At 60.0% G+C, this 18995-nt stretch carries 12 protein-coding genes and 1 pseudogene; 7 read left to right on the top strand and 6 right to left on the bottom strand.

Annotated elements, in window-relative coordinates; translation table 11 throughout:
- Window positions 1–45: 45 nt before the first annotated feature.
- From FJ398_14995 to mfd, 3 genes are all read right to left on the bottom strand, one after another.
- Window positions 46–1875, bottom strand: coding sequence for a PQQ-dependent dehydrogenase, methanol/ethanol family (locus tag FJ398_14995; GenBank protein ID MBM3839242.1), 1830 nt, complete (start codon window positions 1873–1875; stop codon window positions 46–48).
- Complete coding sequence (locus FJ398_15000) at window positions 1872–2741, bottom strand: c-type cytochrome (protein ID MBM3839243.1); 870 nt, start codon at window positions 2739–2741, stop codon at window positions 1872–1874. The genes FJ398_14995 and FJ398_15000 overlap by 4 nt, the downstream gene beginning before the upstream one ends.
- A 786-nt stretch (window positions 2742–3527) precedes the next feature.
- Window positions 3528–7577, bottom strand: coding sequence for a transcription-repair coupling factor (gene mfd, locus FJ398_15005; protein ID MBM3839244.1), 4050 nt, complete (start codon window positions 7575–7577; stop codon window positions 3528–3530).
- Between the two features lie 289 nt (window positions 7578–7866).
- Here mfd and FJ398_15010 point away from each other — a divergent pair, with 289 nt between their 5' ends.
- The 6 genes and pseudogenes from FJ398_15010 (at window position 7867) to FJ398_15035 (ending at window position 12556) form a co-directional block, all read left to right on the top strand.
- Window positions 7867–8466 (top strand): hypothetical protein, encoded by a 600-nt coding sequence (locus FJ398_15010; GenBank protein ID MBM3839245.1) that lies wholly within the window; start codon window positions 7867–7869, stop codon window positions 8464–8466.
- A gap of 42 nt (window positions 8467–8508) precedes the next feature.
- A pseudogene (locus tag FJ398_15015) lies at window positions 8509–8637 on the top strand (DUF1501 domain-containing protein).
- Between the two features lie 338 nt (window positions 8638–8975).
- Complete coding sequence (locus FJ398_15020; GenBank protein MBM3839246.1) at window positions 8976–10754, top strand: DUF1538 domain-containing protein; 1779 nt, start codon at window positions 8976–8978, stop codon at window positions 10752–10754.
- Window positions 10751–11119 carry a P-II family nitrogen regulator gene (locus FJ398_15025; GenBank protein ID MBM3839247.1) on the top strand — a complete coding sequence of 123 codons (369 nt, stop codon included), beginning with the start codon at window positions 10751–10753 and terminating at the stop codon, window positions 11117–11119. The genes FJ398_15020 and FJ398_15025 overlap by 4 nt, the downstream gene beginning before the upstream one ends.
- 32 nt (window positions 11120–11151) lie before the next feature.
- A complete protein-coding gene (locus tag FJ398_15030) occupies window positions 11152–11511 on the top strand; it encodes a hypothetical protein (GenBank protein ID MBM3839248.1) in 360 nt (119 codons plus the stop codon).
- 355 nt (window positions 11512–11866) lie between these two features.
- Window positions 11867–12556, top strand: a complete 690-nt coding sequence (locus FJ398_15035; GenBank protein MBM3839249.1) for a DUF1445 domain-containing protein — start codon at window positions 11867–11869, stop codon at window positions 12554–12556.
- A gap of 4 nt (window positions 12557–12560) precedes the next feature.
- Here FJ398_15035 and acnA read toward each other — a convergent pair whose 3' ends face one another.
- The 3 genes from acnA to FJ398_15050 form a co-directional block, all read right to left on the bottom strand.
- The gene (acnA, locus tag FJ398_15040; protein ID MBM3839250.1) at window positions 12561–15269 is read right to left on the bottom strand and encodes an aconitate hydratase AcnA; all 2709 of its coding nucleotides are present in this window, start codon (window positions 15267–15269) and stop codon (window positions 12561–12563) included.
- Between the two features lie 238 nt (window positions 15270–15507).
- Window positions 15508–16002 (bottom strand): redoxin domain-containing protein, encoded by a 495-nt coding sequence (locus tag FJ398_15045; protein ID MBM3839251.1) that lies wholly within the window; start codon window positions 16000–16002, stop codon window positions 15508–15510.
- 99 nt (window positions 16003–16101) lie between these two features.
- The gene (locus tag FJ398_15050) at window positions 16102–17220 is read right to left on the bottom strand and encodes an aminotransferase class I/II-fold pyridoxal phosphate-dependent enzyme (protein ID MBM3839252.1); all 1119 of its coding nucleotides are present in this window, start codon (window positions 17218–17220) and stop codon (window positions 16102–16104) included.
- Window positions 17221–17480: 260 nt separating this feature from the next.
- Here FJ398_15050 and FJ398_15055 point away from each other — a divergent pair, with 260 nt between their 5' ends.
- Window positions 17481–18872: a nucleoside recognition protein gene (locus FJ398_15055; GenBank protein ID MBM3839253.1), complete on the top strand. Its 1392-nt coding sequence runs from the start codon at window positions 17481–17483 to the stop codon at window positions 18870–18872.
- The last annotated feature ends 123 nt before the right edge of the window (window positions 18873–18995 follow it).

Below are 18995 nucleotides of genomic sequence, written 5' to 3' on the forward strand. Positions count from 1 at the left end.
AGATTGAGGAGAAGATTGGTTCGGCGCTCGATATGGGTCCTCCGACTAAAGCCCAAAAACAAACAGCGCGTTGCCTGCGGCGATGGCGACGCGTTGTTTGCCATCCACGAGAAACGTGTTCGGATTGGCGTGAACGCTGCCGCCGGTTTGAAATTGCCACAGCGGTTTGCCCGTTCGGGCGTCGAGCGCGAAGAAGTTGCCTTCGTTCGATCCGCCGAAGACCACGCCGCCGGCTGTGGCGAGAAGCCCGGCCCAGGGCGGTGAGTGCAACGGAAATTCCCAGACGCGCTTGCCCGTCATGAGATCCAACGCGCGCACCGCGCCGGAAGCTTTGTCCCCGCCCAACTCCTGTTCGCCGCCGCCCATGAAGTAGGCGCCGGGTTTGTATTCGACCTCGGATTTGAAGTAGTAGGAACCCATCTCCCGCGCGGCCACGTAAAACAGCCCGGACATCGGACTGTAGCTCGGACTATACCAGTTGGCCGCGCCCTGGAGACTCGGCCACACCAGCGTGCCGCGCTCGGTAGGCTCTGTGTTGGGCAACACGATCGGACGGCCGCGCGCATCCAGGCCTTGCGCCCAGGTTTGTTTGGCAAAGGGGACGCCAAGAAGGAATTCGCCAGTCTCGCGATCGAGCAGATAGTAAAACGCATTGCGATTCGCCGTCGCGACCAACTGGCGCGTGCGACCGCCCATCTCCGCATCCACCAACACGGGGATTTGATTGGCGTCCCAGTCGTGCGTGTCGTGCGGCGTGAATTGGAAATACCATTTCAATTTTCCGGTCGAGGCGTCCAAGGCCACGAGCGCGCAGGTGTAAAGATTGTCACCGGGACGCACGTCGCCGTTCCAATCCGGCGCGGGATTTCCGATGCCCCAATACAGGAGATTCAGCTTGGGATCGTAGGAGCCGGGCACCCAGGTCGCGCCGCCGCCCGTCTTCCAACTGTTGCGGCCCCAGGTTTCGTTGCCCGGCTCGCCCTTCGCGGGCACGGTCCAAAAACGCCAGAGCCGTTTCCCGGTCGAAGGTTCGTACGCGTCGAGAAACCCGCGAATGCCCGCTTCGCCGCCGCTGATGCCGATGATGATTTTTCCGTCCAACGCGAGCGGCGCGCAGGTGATGGAATGTCCCGTCTTGTTCTCCGCCACCTTGACATCCCAACGGACCACGCCGGTCTTGGCGTCGAGCGCGACCAGATGCGCGTCCAATGTGCCGACGAAAATCATTTCATCCAGGATGGCCACGCCACGGTTGGTGGCCGGAAAGCCGAGCGCCTTAACGTCCTTCGGCATGGACGGTGTCCAGGTCCAAAGCCGGCGTCCGCTGTGCACATCCAGGGCGGTAACCGTGCTGGGCGGCTCAACCAGATACATCACGCCGTCGGCCACAATCGGCGAGCTTTCGAACACGCCCGGTCTTTTCAGCTGGTAAACCCAGACCGGCTTCAGCGAGGCCACATTGGCGGCGTTAATCTGATCCAGCGTGGAAAAGCGATGCGATCGGTAACTGCCGGAGTAAGTGAGCCAACTGGCCGGCTCGCGCTCGGCATTGAGAATCCGGGTGTAAGGCACCTGCGCGTTGACATCCAGACCTGGAAGCAGAAAAGCAATGCCAAGAATCGAAGCGAGACAAACGCCCGGGAATGGTCCGCGCCTGTGGAGTTCTCTTGCCACGCGCCCCTTCACTCCAGCCCTCTCCCGTGGGGAGAGGGAGCAGAGTTCTGCCGGTTTGGGCCAACCATGTGCGTTCGAGAATTGTCCATCGCAGCAATCGATTCTCCCTCTCCCTGAGGGAGTGAGCCGGGGTGCGGGGGAAGTGCGCACATGGTTCCTCCCGCGCACCAGGACTTGCAGGAGGCTCAAATCTCGTTTCATTCGTCACCTCGCAGACTGGCCAGATAAGCGACTAAATCATCCAACTCGGAAGCGGAGAGAACGTTCTCGTAACTGGGCATCGGGCTTTTGCCGAATTCCTTTTGCAGCGCGCGGAGTTCGCCCTTGCGCAACGATTGGATCCGATTGTCCGCGTCGCGCAGTTGAATCGTAAAATCGTCTTCGTTCAATCGGACGCCTTGGATTTCGCGCCCCTCGGCGATCATCGCGCGCACCGGCAGAAATTGCGCATAGCCCGGCGGCGAGTGCGGATCGCCGCCGACTTCCGGTTGAGCCGCCCCGGGATCAACCAGTGATTGCCGCAGGTAATCCACTCCCCGGCGCCGTCCAACATCGGTCAAATCGGGACCTTGCGCCCCACCCTGCCGCCGGATTCGATGGCAGGTGGCGCACGTGCCTTTGCCCTCGTAGATCGCTCGGCCTCGCGCCGCATCTCCAGGTACGGCACGCGGCTCGACTTTTCCCAACGTGCGAACATACGCGGCGAGCTGACGCGCGTCCCGATCCGAGATTTGCCACGCGCCGGGCATGGCGCTGTCCGGGATTCCATTCCTGATGACTCGGATCAACGCGGCTTCGTCCGGCGCACTTCGCAATTTAGGTTGCGCCAAACTCGGCCCGAACCCACCGGTCGCTTGAATTCCGTGGCAACGGGCGCAATGGCCTTGGAAGAGCCGTTTGCCTGGCGACGCTTCGTCCACGATCTGTTCCCGCAGAGCATTCTTCGCTCCTTGAGGCACGAGGCAACCCGTCAAAACGGCCGCCTGAATCGCGATCAAAGCGAAGGAGTCTTTCGTTCTCATGATCGAGGTCGGCTGGGACGCGGGCGGAGAATGACGCACAGTCATCGCCTGTGTCAACGGAAGACACGCCACGACACCACGGCAGTAGCACCTCAGTTAACGACAGGTGCGCTTAGGGTCTGTGCGAAAATAAATTCCGGTTTTGCTGGAGGTGATTTCGCTTTCTGGCGAGGCACGACGAAGGAGCATAGCCAGGGCTCTGCGACTGAGGAGAAACGAAGCCAGAAAGCGAAATCGCCCCAGCCCTCCGGGGCGGGGCGGCGCCTAGCCGGCTGCGGCGTTGCTCGTCGGTCACAGCCCCAAAACGGGGATGCTCCCTCCTCGCGCCTTGCATCCGGCCAGGCGGCGCTCCCGCCAAAACCGGAGGCTATTTTTGCACAGACCCTTAAAGTGTCGGTCAGCGACTCCGATTGACTTCCCTCACTCCTCGCGAGGAAACGAGTGGGGAGAGAGCTGGAGAGAGGGTTTCTTGGAAAAGCGAAATCGGACACAGCTCCTCTCCCCAGCCCTCTCCTCCCTTCGGGAAGAGAGGGAGAAGACTTCGCCGACCGACAGTTTGAATCAGTTTGAATCGCACCCGAAACAATCGGCGTTGATTGACTCCGCCGGCCCGATTACCTTCCAGCTTGGTGCTTTCAACGAAGAACCCCTTTCCGGGCATGAACCCTTTTCTGGATCGGTGTTACGAGAATGGACGGCATTGGCGGGAGAATTTCACCGCGCCGCTGGATCCGCCTCTGACGGCCGAGGACCAATCCTGGGTGGAGGAACGGCTTCGCGCAGCCGGACTGGCGGTGTAACTCGTCATGCAAAATCCGTGCTGCCCGCCAATCAGAGCGCCAAAAGCAATTTCTTGATCTCGGTGAGCCGGGCGCGGGCGTCCTTCTTGGTCAGCCGGGGGAATTTGCCGGCCAGCGTGATGTAATCCGCGTTCCGGGTCAGGATCAGTTTGCCCTCCTTGGTTTCAATACTGGTGATTGCGCGATCGCTCGCCAGAGACTTCAACTGCGTGACCTGAAGGAGCAGTTCCATGGCCCACGGCAGTTTGCCGAACCGATCCACCAACTCACGCCGCAGCCGATCCAACGATGCTTTGTCCGTGACTTGGGCCAGCTTCCGATAAATCTCAATCCGCTGCCGCGCCTCGTGGATGTAACGGAAAGGAATGTAGGCAACGGACCGTCGTCGGATTGCGGATTGCGGATTGCGGATTGCGGATTTGAGATTCTCGCTGGCAGCGCCATCCTGACTTGCGTTTACGGGCTTGTGTCCTCTGCTTTCCACCTTTTCCCCACGGATCACTGACCACTGATCACTGACCACTGATTGCTCCTCCTCCCCCGGACTCAACGCCAGAAAATCCAGCCGAACCTGGACTTCCACGCGCGGCTTCACCTTCTCCCCTTTCAACGTGCTGATGCTCTGCTTGAGCAACTGGCAATACAACTCGAAGCCGACCGCTGTGATGTGGCCGCTTTGCTCGGCGCCCAGGAGATTGCCCGCGCCGCGAATCTCCAGGTCGCGCATGGCGATCTTGAAGCCGCTGCCCAGACTCGAATATTGCCGGATCGCGCTGATGCGCTTGCGCACGTCGCTCAATAACGCGGCGTGCCGCGGCAAGAGCAGATACGCGTAGGCCTGATGTTTGTACCGACCCACCCGCCCGCGCAGTTGATACAGGTCGCTCAGGCCAAACCGATCCGCGCGGTCAATGATGATCGTGTTGGCGTTGGGAATATCGATGCCGCTCTCGATAATCGTGGTGCAAACGAGCACGTCCGCCTCGCCGTTCACAAACCGCGCCATGACTTCCTCCAGATCGTCGCTATGCATCTGCCCGTGGCCCACGATCACCCGCGCGCTGGGAACCAGCGATTGGATTCGGAGGGCGACGCGATCAATGTCGTCCACCCGATTGTGCAGATAAAAGACCTGGCCCTGGCGATTGAGTTCGCGTTGGATCGCGTCGCGGATCAAGCGCTCGTCGTATTTCGCGACGAGCGTCTGCACGGGAAGGCGATCCTGAGGCGGCGTCTCAATGGTGCTCATGTCGCGCGCGCCCGTCAAAGCCAGGTAAAGAGTCCGGGGAATCGGCGTCGCGCTGAGCGTCAAGACATCGACCAGCGTTCGGAGGCGCTTCAACTTCTCTTTGTGCAGCACGCCGAAGCGCTGTTCTTCGTCAATGATGACCAGGCCCAGTTCCTTGAACGAAATATCGTCCTGCAGCAGCCGGTGCGTGCCGATCACGATATCGACGGAGCCATTCGCCACCTGCTCCACGATGCGCTTTTGCTCGCGGCGGCTGCAGAAGCGCGACAGTTGCTCCACCCGCACCGGATAATCCGCCATGCGCTCCCGAAACGTGTTGAAATGCTGTTGCGTCAGGACCGTCGTGGGCACGAGCAGCGCCACCTGCTTTCCGTCCATGACCGCTTTGAACGCGGCGCGCAACGCGACTTCGGTTTTGCCGTAGCCCACGTCGCCGCAGATCAAGCGGTCCATCGGGCGCGGCGTTTCCATGTCCATTTTGCTCTCCAGAATCGCTCGTTCCTGGTCGGGAGTCTCTTCGTACAAGAACGAACCTTCGAATTCCCGCTGCCACGGTGTGTCCGGCGCAAACGCGTGACCCGCCTTCGATTCGCGCGCCGCCTGGATGGCCAGCAAATCCGCCGCCAGATCGCGCACCGCTTCCTCGGCTTGCGCTTTGGCTTTGGCCCAGCGCGTGCCTCCCAGAGTGTTCACAATCGGACGCGCCTTCCCGGCGCCGACGTATTTGCTGACCAGGTGAGCTTCGGTCACCGGGACGTAAAGTTTCGGCGGCGATTGATCCGAATCTCCGGCGGCATATTCGATCACGAGGCACTCTTGTACGGCTGACTGCGCCTCGCGCGCGTGGCCGCCAGACTTTCGTCCGGAGCCGACTGGCAAAACTTTCAAACCCAAGTAGCGCCCGATCCCGTGTTGGAGATGCACAACGTAATCGCCTTCTTCCAACTCGGTGAAGTCGATATCCAACGCGGATCGCGCGGCTGCGGCGTGCGGCGATCGGAGTCGCCGGGGTCGTTGGACTTTGTAGCGTCCGAAGATTTCAGCATCAGTCACGGCGACAACTCTGGCGGTTTCGCATACAAAGCCGCGCGAGAGCGAGCCGAGGTGGGGGGAGAGTTGAGCGTTGCGCGTTGAGCGTTGAGCGTCCGGACCAGGATCGTGGGTTGAGATCTTGACCCCACCCCTTGCCCCGCCCAGGAGGGGAACTTCGTTTTCCGCGCTGGCTTCGCGTTCCCCTCCTGGGCGCGGCGAAGGGGTGGAGTCGTGGCTGGAAGCGGTTTTGCCCGACGAATTCAGGCCGTAATCCTGCCAGATTTCCTGGAACCGCTGGCGCTCGCCTTCGTTGTTGCAGAAGACGTGGACCTGGTAATCCTGCCGGAGCCAGCGGTGCAACTGGTTGAAGAATTCACGACGCTGCGCCTCGGCGACTTGCGGATCGACGCGCCGTTCCGCAATGGGCCGGAAAGCTTCCAGATCGCCAAAGCGCAGCGAGGTCAATTCCGATTCTTGCGCCGAGCGGTCCTGAAGGGCCGTGTCTGCCGAAGGCGATTCTGCGGATGGATCGGATTCTTCGGAAACTTTGGCTTCTTCAGTGACCGCAATCGTCGTCATTCCTCTTTGTTGCGCTTGATCGAGCAGCTCAACCCAATCAATGAAATAAAGGTCGCCAGAAGGAATCTGATCGGCGTAAGTCTGAGCCTGTTCCTCAATCAGGTCTGGTTCGCACAGGAGCCAAATCGCGTTCTGGGGAAGATAGTCGATCAGCGTGGCGAGAGGCGGTTTCGGCATGGCCGCTGGCGCGCCCAAATCTTGCGCCGAAGTCTCGGATGGCCGGGAGCGCTGCCTTGAAGCCGCTTCAACGCGAGCTGACTCGACACGTCCGGGACGGCCAGGCGCTGCCGGCCCCGGTGAAGTTGAGGCGGCGTAAACGCCGCGCTCCGCTTCTTGCTGAAGCAAACCAAGTTCCCCTGCCGGCGGAAGAGTTACGCTTTGAATTTGGTCGCGGGAGAGTTGCGTGAGCGGATCGAAGTAGCGCAAGGATTCAAGTTCGTCGCCGAAAAACTCCACACGAACGGGCCAGGGACTCGTCAGCGGAAAAACATCCAGAATGCCGCCGCGCGATGCGATTTCCCCTTTTTGCGTAACCTGCGCTTCCGGTTCGTAGCCTTGATCCTCCAGCCACTCGATCAAATCCAGCGGCTCGATGCGGCCGCCCCGAGTCAGAACGCGAGTCCGCGCACGTATTGCCTCCGGCGCGAACGTGCGCTGCATGAGCGCCGTGACGTTGGTGACGATGACCGGCGTACAGTCTGAAGAGCGGTTGGCCGATTCAAGCTCCCCTCCAGGGAGGGGGGAAGGGGTGGGTTGCCGCTCTTCGGGAGGCGTTCCAGTGAACTTCGGCGTAGGGCGAGCCTGTCCCCAGCGAGCCGACTCGGACGCGTTCCAAGCTGGTTGATCGGCTCGCCGGGACGGACTCGCCCTACCGGACTCATGTTCAGCGCGCAGGCGCGACCGCTCCGCGAATGACGAAAGCGCCACCAGTGTTTCAAGACGTTCGCTGATGACGTCCGCGTGCGGGAGTTTGGCTTCGTGGGGGAGTGTTTCCCAGGCCGGATAGAAAAGAACCCGCGGTGGTCCTTCGCTCCCGTCAAGCCAGGTCTCGATGTCTTGATGAAAGCTTTCCTGGGTTTTGACGCCCTCGGTGATGACGACGATGGGGCGGCCGGGAATGAGCCGATGAAGCAACGCTGCGAGGAAAGGCTGAGCGGCTCGGCTGATGCCGTCGAAAGACAAGACTCCCCCTCGCTCCAGACGCCGTCGCAGGGTTTGCACGGCGGGAGTTTGCAGCACCGCAGCGAAAATGTTCTCGCCCGCCATCACTGAACGATCCGGCGTCAAGCGAGCAAACCTTGCCCCTCGTGATTGCGCGAGTCAAGGAATGGAGCCATGATTCCTGAGATGCCGCAACTGCCGCAACGCCGCGTCCCACTTTCGCCTTGCTATGTGTCCGCCACGGCATTACCCAAGTTCTCACTGTCCGCCAGAATGTTGCGTGGTAACGACCATGTTTAAGCTTCGCCCAGTTACAGGACGTCGGCCTGGAACTTCGCGCCAGAGCGGATTGCCATCGAACCATCGATTCGAGAAACAACCGTATGAAACTGCCGCTGTTCTGAGGAATCGATGCCTGGCGAGTTCTGTGCTTTGCATGGGCCTGGCGGCAAGTCTGCTCGCCGAGCCTGCCTGGGTCGGCGCTCGTCTCCAGCAAGAGTACGTCGTCTCGCAGTGGGAAATGGAAGACGGCATGCCGGATAGTTCAGCGACGGCCATGGTGCAGACGCCGGATGGTTACCTGCGGATCGGCACCTTCAATGGCCTCGCGCGATTCTACGGGGTCGGTTTCAAAGTCCTCAACAAGGCGACGACCCCGGAATTGTCCAGCACGGCGATCGTCAATCTGCACCTCGACAAAAAGGGGCGCGTCTGGGTGAGCACCGATGCGGGCATGGTTTGTGTGGAGCACGGCGTCTGGAAAACGTATCGGGAGCCCGAAGGATGGAACGGGGATTATGCCCGGGCGTTTGCTGAAGATCAGGCCGGGAACCTGTACGTCTCGGCCTTCAACGGGAAGAATTATCAGTTCAGCGGAGATCGGTTTGTCGAGCTGCCTGAACCGCTCGGCGAACGCAAGGGCTATATAGCGGGTCCTTCAAACTGTTGACCGCTGCTGATCAGCGGCCACCGGTCCGGCCGGGCAGAACTCAACCTTCACGTCACCCTGCTCCACCTCCTGGGCCTGGACACCAAACTGACTTACCGCTACGCCGGGCGCGATTTCCCCCTGACCGACGTACATGGGAGTGTCGCGGAGGGAATCTTAGAGGCTGTCTGAAAATTAGGAGGGGCCCCTCATAATTCTCAGACAAGCTCTTAAGCTGAAGCGTGAGGGATTACAGGGGTTACAGCCAGCGGTATCCCCTCAGTTAACGGCCGTGGGGCGACGCTCCTGCGGAGCTTCGATGGCATTGGCTCGGCGGGAGTCCTCGCCCCACCCTCCACTGAGGGCATACAACCCGCGCGCAATTTTCCTTGTGCCAGAGTTTCGTCGAAGCTTATCTATGCGTCGCGTGGGATCTGATCAGACCAGACTAGCGGATCTCGCCGGCGTTGAGTGAGTCATCCCGTGTTTCGAGGCGAGGCACTCCACAGCGTCAGTCGAAACAAGCAATTATGGCCCAAGAAGTCCGGTTCGGAGATTACCTGCGCGAGGTGGGTGTCCAAGCAAATCAGATCAGCTACCGCCACCTCATGCCACAAATTCAGAAGGACAAGGATGGAAGCGACCTCCCCTACGACCCTCCCAAATTGAAGCTAAGGCTGATCGACGTCTATCGGCTGCTTCAGCCTTATGTCAGCGTGCGATTTCTGGAACAGGCGCGGGCGGTGATTCCGCTGGCGATTTACCTGGCGCTGTTTCAATGGATTGTCCTCAAACAGACGGTGGCGGATGCTTCGATTGTCGGAGCGGGTCTCTTCGCGGTTTTGATCGGCCTGATGCTGTTCATGGAAGGACTGAAGTTGGGTCTCATGCCGTTTGGAGAAAACATCGGAAACACGTTGCCGAGAAAGGTGAAGCTGCCGATCGTTCTCCTGATTGCATTCATTCTGGGCGTTGGCGTGACCTTCGCCGAACCGGCAATCGGCGCGCTGCAGGTCGCCGGCTCCATCGTCGATCCCCAAAAAGCGCCATATCTTTACACGCTCCTTGCGGACCGTTCGGGCGCGACCGTGCTCATCGTTGGTATCGGTGTCGGAGTCGCGGCGGTCCTGGGCATCCTGAGATTTATTTACGGTTGGAGCCTGAAACCGCTCATTTATTGGAGCCTCGGTCCGACACTGCTGGTCAGCGCCTATGCTCAATTTCATCCCGAATTGGCCAAAGTGATCGGCCTGGCGTGGGATTGTGGCGGAGTCACCACCGGTCCCGTCACCGTGCCATTGGTTCTGGCGCTCGGGATCGGCGTGGCGTCGGCGGTCGGAAAGGGAAATTCGTCCCTGTCCGGCTTCGGCATTGTGACTTTGGCGTCCGTATTTCCGATTTTGGGAGTGCTGCTGCTGGCGATCTATGTCGCTTTCACGGCTTCGCCGGAGTCCATCGTTGCCGCCGCGTCGGCCCACGCCGCAAACGCGGCCCAGGCGTCGCTGGCCTGGTATGAGTCCACTCCCGGATTGGAAATTGTCATGGGCGTTCGGGCCATTGTGCCGTTGGTTCTCTTTCTGGTGATCGTTTTGACCGTGGTGCTCCGGCAACGGATCGCCAATCCAGGAGTTACATGGTACGGAATCACCCTGGCAGTCGCGGGAATGGTGTTGTTCAACATGGGGCTGACCTATGGCCTCGCCAAACTCGGCAATCAGTCTGGCAGTCTGGTCCCCGGCGCGTTCGCGAGAATCGAAACCGTTCCCGGCTCGCCCTTGTATGCGACCAGTCTCGGAATCTTTATCGCCGCGCTTTTTGCCTGGATTCTGGGCTTTGGAGCGACGCTGGCGGAACCGGCGTTGAATGCGCTCGGACTCACGGTGGAGAATCTCACCAACGGCGCATTCAAGAAGTCCATGTTGATGTACTCCGTCTCATTTGGAGTCGCGATCGGGATTGCGTTGGGGGTCCTCAAAATCATTTTTGGATTTCCGGTGATGTACATTATCGTTATCGGCAACCTTCTCGCGATCGTTCTGACCTATTTCTCGACCGAGGAATTCGTCAACGTGGGCTGGGACAGTGCGGGCGTCACGACGGGTCCCGTGACGGTGCCGCTGGTCCTGGCGATGGGTCTCGGATTTGGCAAGGCCGTCGGAGCCATTGAAGGCTTTGGAATTCTCGCGGCAGCTTCGGTCTGCCCAATCATTTCCGTTCTGGCGCTCGGACTTTACGTCCAGTGGAAGGCTAAAAAGCAATACCTCCAGACGGAACAAGCTCAGTCAGCCAATGGAGTCCTGGTCACATGAGTCAACGAAACCTGACCGTCTTAACCGATGTCGCGCTGATCACTTGCATTGTCCAACGCGGCATTGCCGATACGCTAGTCAAGGCGGCGCGCGAAGCGGGAGCACAGGGCGCCACGGTTTATTTTGCGCGCGGGACCGGGATCCGCGAGCGGCTTGGGATCCTGGGCGTGGCCGTGGAAGTCGAAAAGGAAGTCATTAACGTCGTCGTGTCCACGGATCAGGTGGACCGCATCTTCGAAAAGATGTATCTGGCGGGAAAACTGGACACTCCGGGGATGGGCTTCATGTACATCACGCCTTTGGAGAAGGCCGCGACCTATATCCCGCCACATATCCTGGAAAAATTGCCCAAGAAGAGTGGATAGACCAGCCGGCCGCCATCTTGACGGAGACTTTCATGATCGAACATCGGCCAGAGGAGCAAGAGGAATGGAGACTCATCACCTGCGTTCTTCACAGTCAAAAGGGAATCGAACTTTTGAAAGCGCTCCACCGCCGCGGACTGAACGCTGCGGCCGTTCATCACGCCCGGGGGGCTGCCATCGCAGATCCCGCAGGGGCGAGCGGACTGCCCGTATCTTTCGAGAAGGAAATCGTCACGGTCGTGGTCCCGGCTTCCAGTGCGGAGGCGATTTTTGCGTTCGTCGCGCAGACCGCTGAGATCGATCGGCCCCAGGGCGGACTCTTATACATGGAACGGCTCGGAAAGGCTGTCCCCTACGTTTTACCTGACATTCCCGAAGAGGAATCCGCCTAGATCACATGCAGGTTGCGAGGCGGGCGCTTACGGAACAAACTCAAGCCCATCGCCAGGGCTGAGAAATGGGGATCGGTCGTCGTCGCGGAGGTTGATTTGGATCAGCGCTTGCACTGGCCGAGCCTGGGAGATTTCAAAGCGGATTTGCTCCGCCACCGCCCGCTGACGTTCGAGGAACGCGACGCAAACTCTCGGCCTCATGTATCGAGTCGCCTCCGGAGTAGCCGATGACGGGCGGGGCCGAAGGTCCAACTTTGAACTTTGAACCTTGAACTCGAAACTGAACAGCCCTGCCCAGCAAGCGCGCCTCGACATCCGGGAAGGCCGGCACACAAGCCTGACACGCGGTTTGGCCATGGGCTACGTGCAGTGTAATCTGGTCATCCTTCGCAAAGCGTTCGCGTTCGACTTTCTCCTGTATTGCCAGCGCAATCAGCGCGCCTGCCCGGTGCTGGAAGTCTGTGACCCAGGCGAGACCGAACCGCGGCTGAGCGCGCCTGGTGCTGACCTGCGCACCGACGTCCCGCGTTACGCCGTGTATCGCGAGGGACGCAGCGTCCAGGACGAAACGGACATTTCCCATCTTTGGGAGCCGGACTTCGTCTCGTTCCTGATCGGATCAGGCATCACGTTTGACGAAGCGCTGGAAAGGGCCGGAGTTCCGACGGACAAGAACCGATGGGTTCTGCGCACTAATCTCCCAACCCAACCAGCCGGCCCGTTTCACGGCCCGCTCATTGTGACGATGCGTTGGTTGACGCCGCAGCAAGCGATCGTTGCCACGCAAGTGACTTCACGCTTTCCTTTCAATCACGGCGCCCCCATCCACATCGGCGACCCGGACGCGATTGGCGCTGATCTGAAGAATCCCATGCTGGGTCCGCCTGTTTCCGCGGTGCCGAAGGAATTTGTCTCCGTCTTTTGGGCGTGCGGCGTGACGCCTCAAGCCGCCGCGGAAGCCGCGAAAATCGACCTGATGATTGCCCATGCTCCCGGCCACGGCTTCATCACCGATCTCAAAGCGGACCAACTTTGCCTGCCATAAATCGTTACCTCCCGTTCAAGATCTGCCGCAGCACATAAGGCAGAATGCCTCCGTGCTGGAAATATTCGATCTCGATCGGCGTGTCGATCCGGCAACGGACCGCGTGCTCCTCCCTCGAGCCGTTGGTCCGCGCGACACGCAACGTCAAATCCTGCTGCGGCTTGAGGTTCGCGTTCAACCCGACCACATCGTAGCTCTCTGTTCCATCTAACTTGAGCGCCGTCGCGGACAGTCCTTCTTTGAATTGCAGCGGCAAGACGCCCATGCCCACGAGATTGGACCGGTGAATTCGCTCGAAGCTTTGCGCCACGACCGCCTTCACGCCGAGCAACGCCGTCCCTTTCGCGGCCCAATCCCGCGAACTGCCCGTCCCGTATTCCTGCCCGGCCAGCACGACCAGCGGCGTTTTGCTTTCCCGATATTTCATTGCGGCGTCGTAGATGCTCATCTGTTCGCCGGACGGCTGGAATTTCGTCACACCGCCTTCGACTCCGGGCACCATGAGATTCTTGATGCGGACGTTGGCGAACGTGCCGCGCGTCATGACGCGGTCGTTGCCGCGGCGCGCGCCGTAACTGTTGAAGTCGAGAAAATTCACGCCGTTCTCGATCAGATACCGCCCGGCCGGCGAAGTTTTCTTGATGCTGCCAGCGGGCGAGATGTGATCCGTCGTCACGGAATCGCCGAAAATCGCCAGCGCCCGCGCGCCGCGGATTTCCGCGATCCGTTCCGGCTGCATCGAGAAGTCTTCAAAGAACGGCGGCTCCTGGATGTACGTGCTCTTGGCGTCCCATTCATAGACTCGCCCGATGCTGGAGGGGATTTCGTTCCACTTCGGGTTTTGTTCGGTGAAGTTCCGATACAAAGATCGGAAGACTTCGGGTTTGAGCGCCTTTTCCATCTGTTCGCGGATCTCCGCCAAAGTCGGCCAAACGTCGCGCAGATAAACCGGCTGGCCGCCTTTCCCCTGCCCCAACGGTTCGGTGGTCAGGTCAATCGTGACGCGTCCCGCCAGAGCGAACGCCACCACCAACGGCGGCGACATCAGGAAATTCGCCTTCACGCTCTGGTGCACCCGCGCCTCGAAATTCCGATTGCCGGACAGCACGCTGGCCACGACGAGATCGTTCTGCTGAATGGCTTCATCAATGACCGGCGCCAGCGGTCCGGAATTGCCGATGCACGTCGTGCAGCCGTAACCGACGAGATTGAATCCCAATTGGTCGAGATAAGGTTGCAGTCCGGTCTTGGCCAGATAATCACTGACCACGCGCGATCCAGGCGCCAGGGACGCTTTGACCAGGGGGTTGACCTGCAATCCGCGTTCGACGGCTTTCTTGGCCAGCAACCCCGCCGCCAGCATCACGCTCGGATTGCTCGTGTTCGTGCAGCTCGTGATCGCGGCAATGGCCACATCGCCATGGCCAAGCTTCGCTTCGAGCGGCCCGGACAACATGCGCGCTGTGGCCGAACGGCTTTCACCGGTCTTGCCGTAGCCACCTTCTGCGACAGGTTTGGCTAAAAGCTCCTCCACGTTCTTTTTCAAGGCCCCAAGCTCAATTCGATCCTGCGGACGTTTCGGACCGGCGACGCCAGGCTTCACCTCGGCCAGATTCAATTCCAGATCCACGCTGTAATCGATCTCGCCGCGCCTGGGCATGCCAAAAAGCTGCTGCGCCTTAAAGTAATTCTCGAACAAGGCGCACTCGGCGTCCGTGCGTCCAGTCCCGCGCAAGTACCGGACGCTTTCGTCGTCGATCGGGAAAAAACCCATCGTAGCGCCGTATTCCGGCGCCATGTTGGCAATCGTGGCTCGATCGGCCACAGCCAGGCTGGCGGCTCCCGGCCCATAGAATTCCACGAACTTTCCGACGACTTTTGCCTTGCGCAGCAATTGCGTCACGTGCAGCGCAAGATCGGTCGCCGTGACGCCTTCCCGCAATTCTCCAGTCAGATGAACGCCCACGACGTCCGGCGTCAGGAAATAAACCGGTTGGCCGAGCATCCCCGCTTCCGCTTCGATCCCACCCACACCCCAGCCGACAATCCCCAACCCGTTGATCATCGTCGTGTGCGAATCGGTGCCCACGAGCGTGTCCGGATAGTAAAGCCCGTTGCCGTCCGAGAGCACACCTTTGGCGAGATACTCCAGGTTGACCTGGTGAACGATGCCGATTCCGGGCGGCACGACTTTGAACGTCTTGAACGCTTGCATGCCCCACTTCAGGAACTGGTAGCGCTCGCGGTTGCGTTGAAATTCGATTTCCAGATTCTTTTTGAACGCGTCCGCGCTGCCGGCCACATCGACTTGCACCGAGTGATCCACGACCAGATCCACCGGCACCAATGGCTCGATGATCTCCGGATTTTTTCCCAGCCGCGCCACGGCGGACCGCATCGCGGCCAAATCCACCAGCAGAGGCACGCCGGTGAAATCCTGAAGCACGATGCGCGCGACCACGAAAGGAATCTCTTCCACGCGCTCACCTTTCGAAACCCAACGCGCAAGTTCGCGCACGCTTTGCTCGGTCACGCGTTTGCCATCGACATTCCGAAGCACCGATTCGAGGACAAGGCGAATGGACACGGGCAGGCGGGAGATGCGGCCCAGGCCCGCCTTTTCCAGCGCGGGAAGCGAATAGAATGCCCCCGGCGCGCCCGCGCCGGTTTCAAATTGTGTGAGTGAATCAAAAAGACTGTGCCGGTTGTTCATGATGTCTGGTAATGTCGCCGACCTTTCGCAGCGGTCAACTTTTCCGTTGAGATCGATACGGATGGGGAGCGCACGCGCCCTCGCGTGCCGTGGTCGGCGCCCCCGCCGACCACATTCGTTCGACTTCACCGTTTAGCAGGATGGTTTCAACGGCGCTCCGGCCGGCGCCTCGCCGGTCGGCACACGCGAGGGCGCGTGTGCTCCCCATTCAATCTGCCGAGATGAGGATCAGCTCCGCCTACTTCAACCCGTTCAGCGCTTGCTGGATGGCGTCGAAGTTGGGCAGTTGCTTCGGATCGTCGCTCGATTCGGCGTAACGGATGACCCCTTGCTTATCGACGACAAAAGCCGAGCGCTTGGGCACGCCGGCCATGCCCAGATTCAATTGCGGGAGAAAACTGCTGTAAGCCACGCCGTAAGCCTGCGCGACTTTGTGTTCGTAATCCGCCAGCAGCGGCACGGTGATTTTCTCCTTCTGCGCCCAGGCTTCCTGCGCGAACGGGTTGTCGCCGCTGATGCCCCACACGTCGGCGTTCAAGCTCGTGTAGGCGTTGAGGCCCTGGCTGACGTCGCACATTTCCTTCGTGCAAACGCTCGTGAAAGCCATGGGAAAGAAGAGCAGCACTGTATTCTTTTCGCCGGCGTTGTTGCTGAGTTTCAGTTTTTTCGGGCCCTCGGCGGTTTTCGTCGAGAGCTCAAAATCCGGGGCTTTGTCGCCAACTTTCAGTGACATAATTTGCAGTTTTAGGTTTTAGATTTGCGATTTCCGATTTGCCGACCAGTCAAAACGCCCTGCTTATATTCCCCACCCCCAGGAGTGTCAAATCTCGGATTACTTCGATATCACTTCGATCAAAGTGTCGAGCTGCAAGCGCGTATGCTCGCTGCTCAATGCGAATCGGAAATGGCCATCCGCCGGCCCGCCCGGGTACCGAATGAACGGAGGATAAATTCTCGCGGCCAACAAGTGCTTCTTGAGCGCCTCGATCGCGCGCCGATCCCTTGGCGCCACCGAAACGATCGGGCCTGGGGTGTCGGGAATCGCCGCGCCGATCTCCCGCAATTGGTCTTTCACGTATTTTGTGTTCGCGAACAAGCGGGTAAGCAGGGATCGGTCTTTCTGAAACGTGCTCAAGGCCTGGATCGCGGCGGCGACCAGCGGTAGCGGCATGGGCGTATTGCCGACAAATAGACTGCTCTGGCTCAGGATTCTTCGGCGCAGTGACGCGCTGCCCAACACCGCCCCTCCGTAGACTCCAAACGCCTTTCCCAGAGTAATGGTCTGAATGATCCGAGACCGGGACACACCGGCATGCTCCAGCGTCCCCTTGCCCTCCCTTCCCAAAACCCCTGCCGCATGCGCGTCATCCACCCACACGACCGAGTTGCGAGGCAGGACCTCCAGAAGTTCTTTCAGTGGGGCCACCGAACCGTCATGGGAAAACAGGCCATCGGTCAGCAGAATGAACCGGGATGCCCTTGCGCCGTTCCGCACGATTCTGGCGACGTCCTGGGCGTCTCGGTGTTGGAACCGAACTACTGGACACGCGAGCCACGATGCCGCATCGGCCAAACTGGCGTGAGCACGCTCATCCATCAATGCGCAATCAAAACCTCCCGCCAGCGCCTGGGCCACACCCAGGTTCGCCACGTAACCGCTGGAAAAGACCGTGGCGGTGGGAGCCTTGAAGAAACTGGTTAACCGCCTTTCAAGTTCCCCGTACAGCGGGTGGTTTCCCGTCGTCAATCGTGAAGCCGCAACCGTCAGCCCGAACCTTTGCACACCCGCATTCAAAGCGCGCAACACCTCCGGGTGCGTCGAGAGCCGATAATAATCGCAACCTGAGAAATAGGAGTACTTATGGCCGCGATAAAGAACGTACGTCCGGTCAATTTGCTGGAGGAGCGGTGGTTCGATCACGCGTGTTTCGTATAGCCACCCGTGGCCCATGACAAGGTACAGATGAGCCAGGTGACGGCTGATTCAAGAATCTCGCGAAAGGAGCGCGGGCAGCCTGCCCGCGCTCCTTCTTGAATCAGCCGTGCCAGGTGACGCGAATTGCGCGAATTAACACGGATGAAGGGGCTTTTTCCGAATTCGCGCCAATTCGTGAAATTCGTGTCCAAAGAAAATCTGGCCGCGCACGTGAAATGGCAGGCCATGCTCTTTTTTGCTCGCGGTCTGACCGGGCTGAGTTAAACAGACTCACCATGCTGAATTACATCTGGCTGGGGCTGATCCTTGCCGCAGTCGTGCTGGGAGGCGCGGACGGCAAACTCAAAGAACTGACCGATTCAGCCTTCGACGCCGCCAAGACCGCCGTCATGACGATCGCGCTCCCGCTAGCCGGGTTGATGGCGCTCTGGCTGGGCATCATGCGTCTGGCCGAGAAATCCGGTTTGGTAACCGTCCTCGCCCGCGTGTTGCGGCCCGTGATGCGCCGGCTTTTTCCCGATGTGCCGGAACAACATCCCGCGATGAGTTCCATGCTCATGAACATCGCCGCGAACATGCTCGGTCTGGCGAACGCCGCCACACCGCTCGGTTTGCGCGCGATGAACGACCTGGAAAAGTTGAACCCGCATCCGGGCACCGCGACCAACGCCATGTGTACTTTCCTGGCGATCAACACGAGTTCCGTTCAATTGCTCCCGATGACCGCGATCTCCATCCTGGCCGCCGCCGGCTCACAGAATCCGACCGCCATCGTGGGCACTTCCTTGATCGCGACCTTGTGCTCGACCTTCGTGGGCATTGCTGCCGTCAAGTTCTTGCAGGATTTGCCGGCCTTCCAAATCCCGCGCCCACACAACGAACCGGCGGGAATCCCCCTCACCCCTCCCGCGGACACACTCTCCCCCTCCGAAGGGGAGAGGGACGGGGTGAGGGGGCCGGTTCGGGCAGAAGGAAAGGGCGAGGAAATTCAGTTCACTCCTGGTCGGTCTTCAATGGAATCCGAGCCTCGACCATTGCGTTGGTGGGGAAAGCTGATTCTCGGCGCCTTCCTTGTCTTTTTTGCCTGGCTGCTGTGGCGCAACGCCGTCTCGGGACAGGCTCCACCAAGTCCATTCGTGAACTGGGTCAACAGCCTTTCGGTCGTTTCCGTCCCTTTGCTGCTCTCGTTCTTCCCGCTTTATGCCGGACTGCGCGGCGTCAAGGTTTATGAGGAATTCGTCGAGGGCGCCAAGGAAGGCTTTCAAGTCGCGCTCCGCATCATCCCGTTCCTGGTCGCAATCCTCGTCGCCGTGGGGACGTTCCGCGCCGCGGGCGGGATCGACCTGCTGACGCGATGGCTGTCACCCGCGTTGCAAGCGATCCGTTTCCCGCCTGAGTTACTGCCGATGGTCCTGATGCGCCCACTCAGCGGCGGCGGCACGACGGGGCTATTCACGGACCTGGTGAAAAACCTGGGCCCAGACCATTTGATCACGCGCATGGGCGGAACGATCTTCGGCAGCACCGAAACCACCTTCTATGTGATCGCCGTCTATTTCGGCGCCGTCTCGGTCCGGCGTACGCGCCACGCCGTCGCCGCCGGCTTGCTCGCGGATCTCGCCGGCGTAATCGCGTCCGTTGCGATTTGCCGAATGGTGTTCTCCTAAGTGGTCCATTTCATAAATACGCTCACGTTCGCGGCAAGGGATTTTTCGGCCAGACGAGGCGCGAGCGACGAGCATATCCCGAAGTGGATCTGTAAGGAGCAAGCAACGAAGTCTGGCGAAAAA

The sequence above is a fragment of the Verrucomicrobiota bacterium genome, from assembly GCA_016871535.1.
In the GTDB taxonomy this organism is placed as follows: domain Bacteria; phylum Verrucomicrobiota; class Verrucomicrobiia; order Limisphaerales; family SIBE01; genus VHCZ01.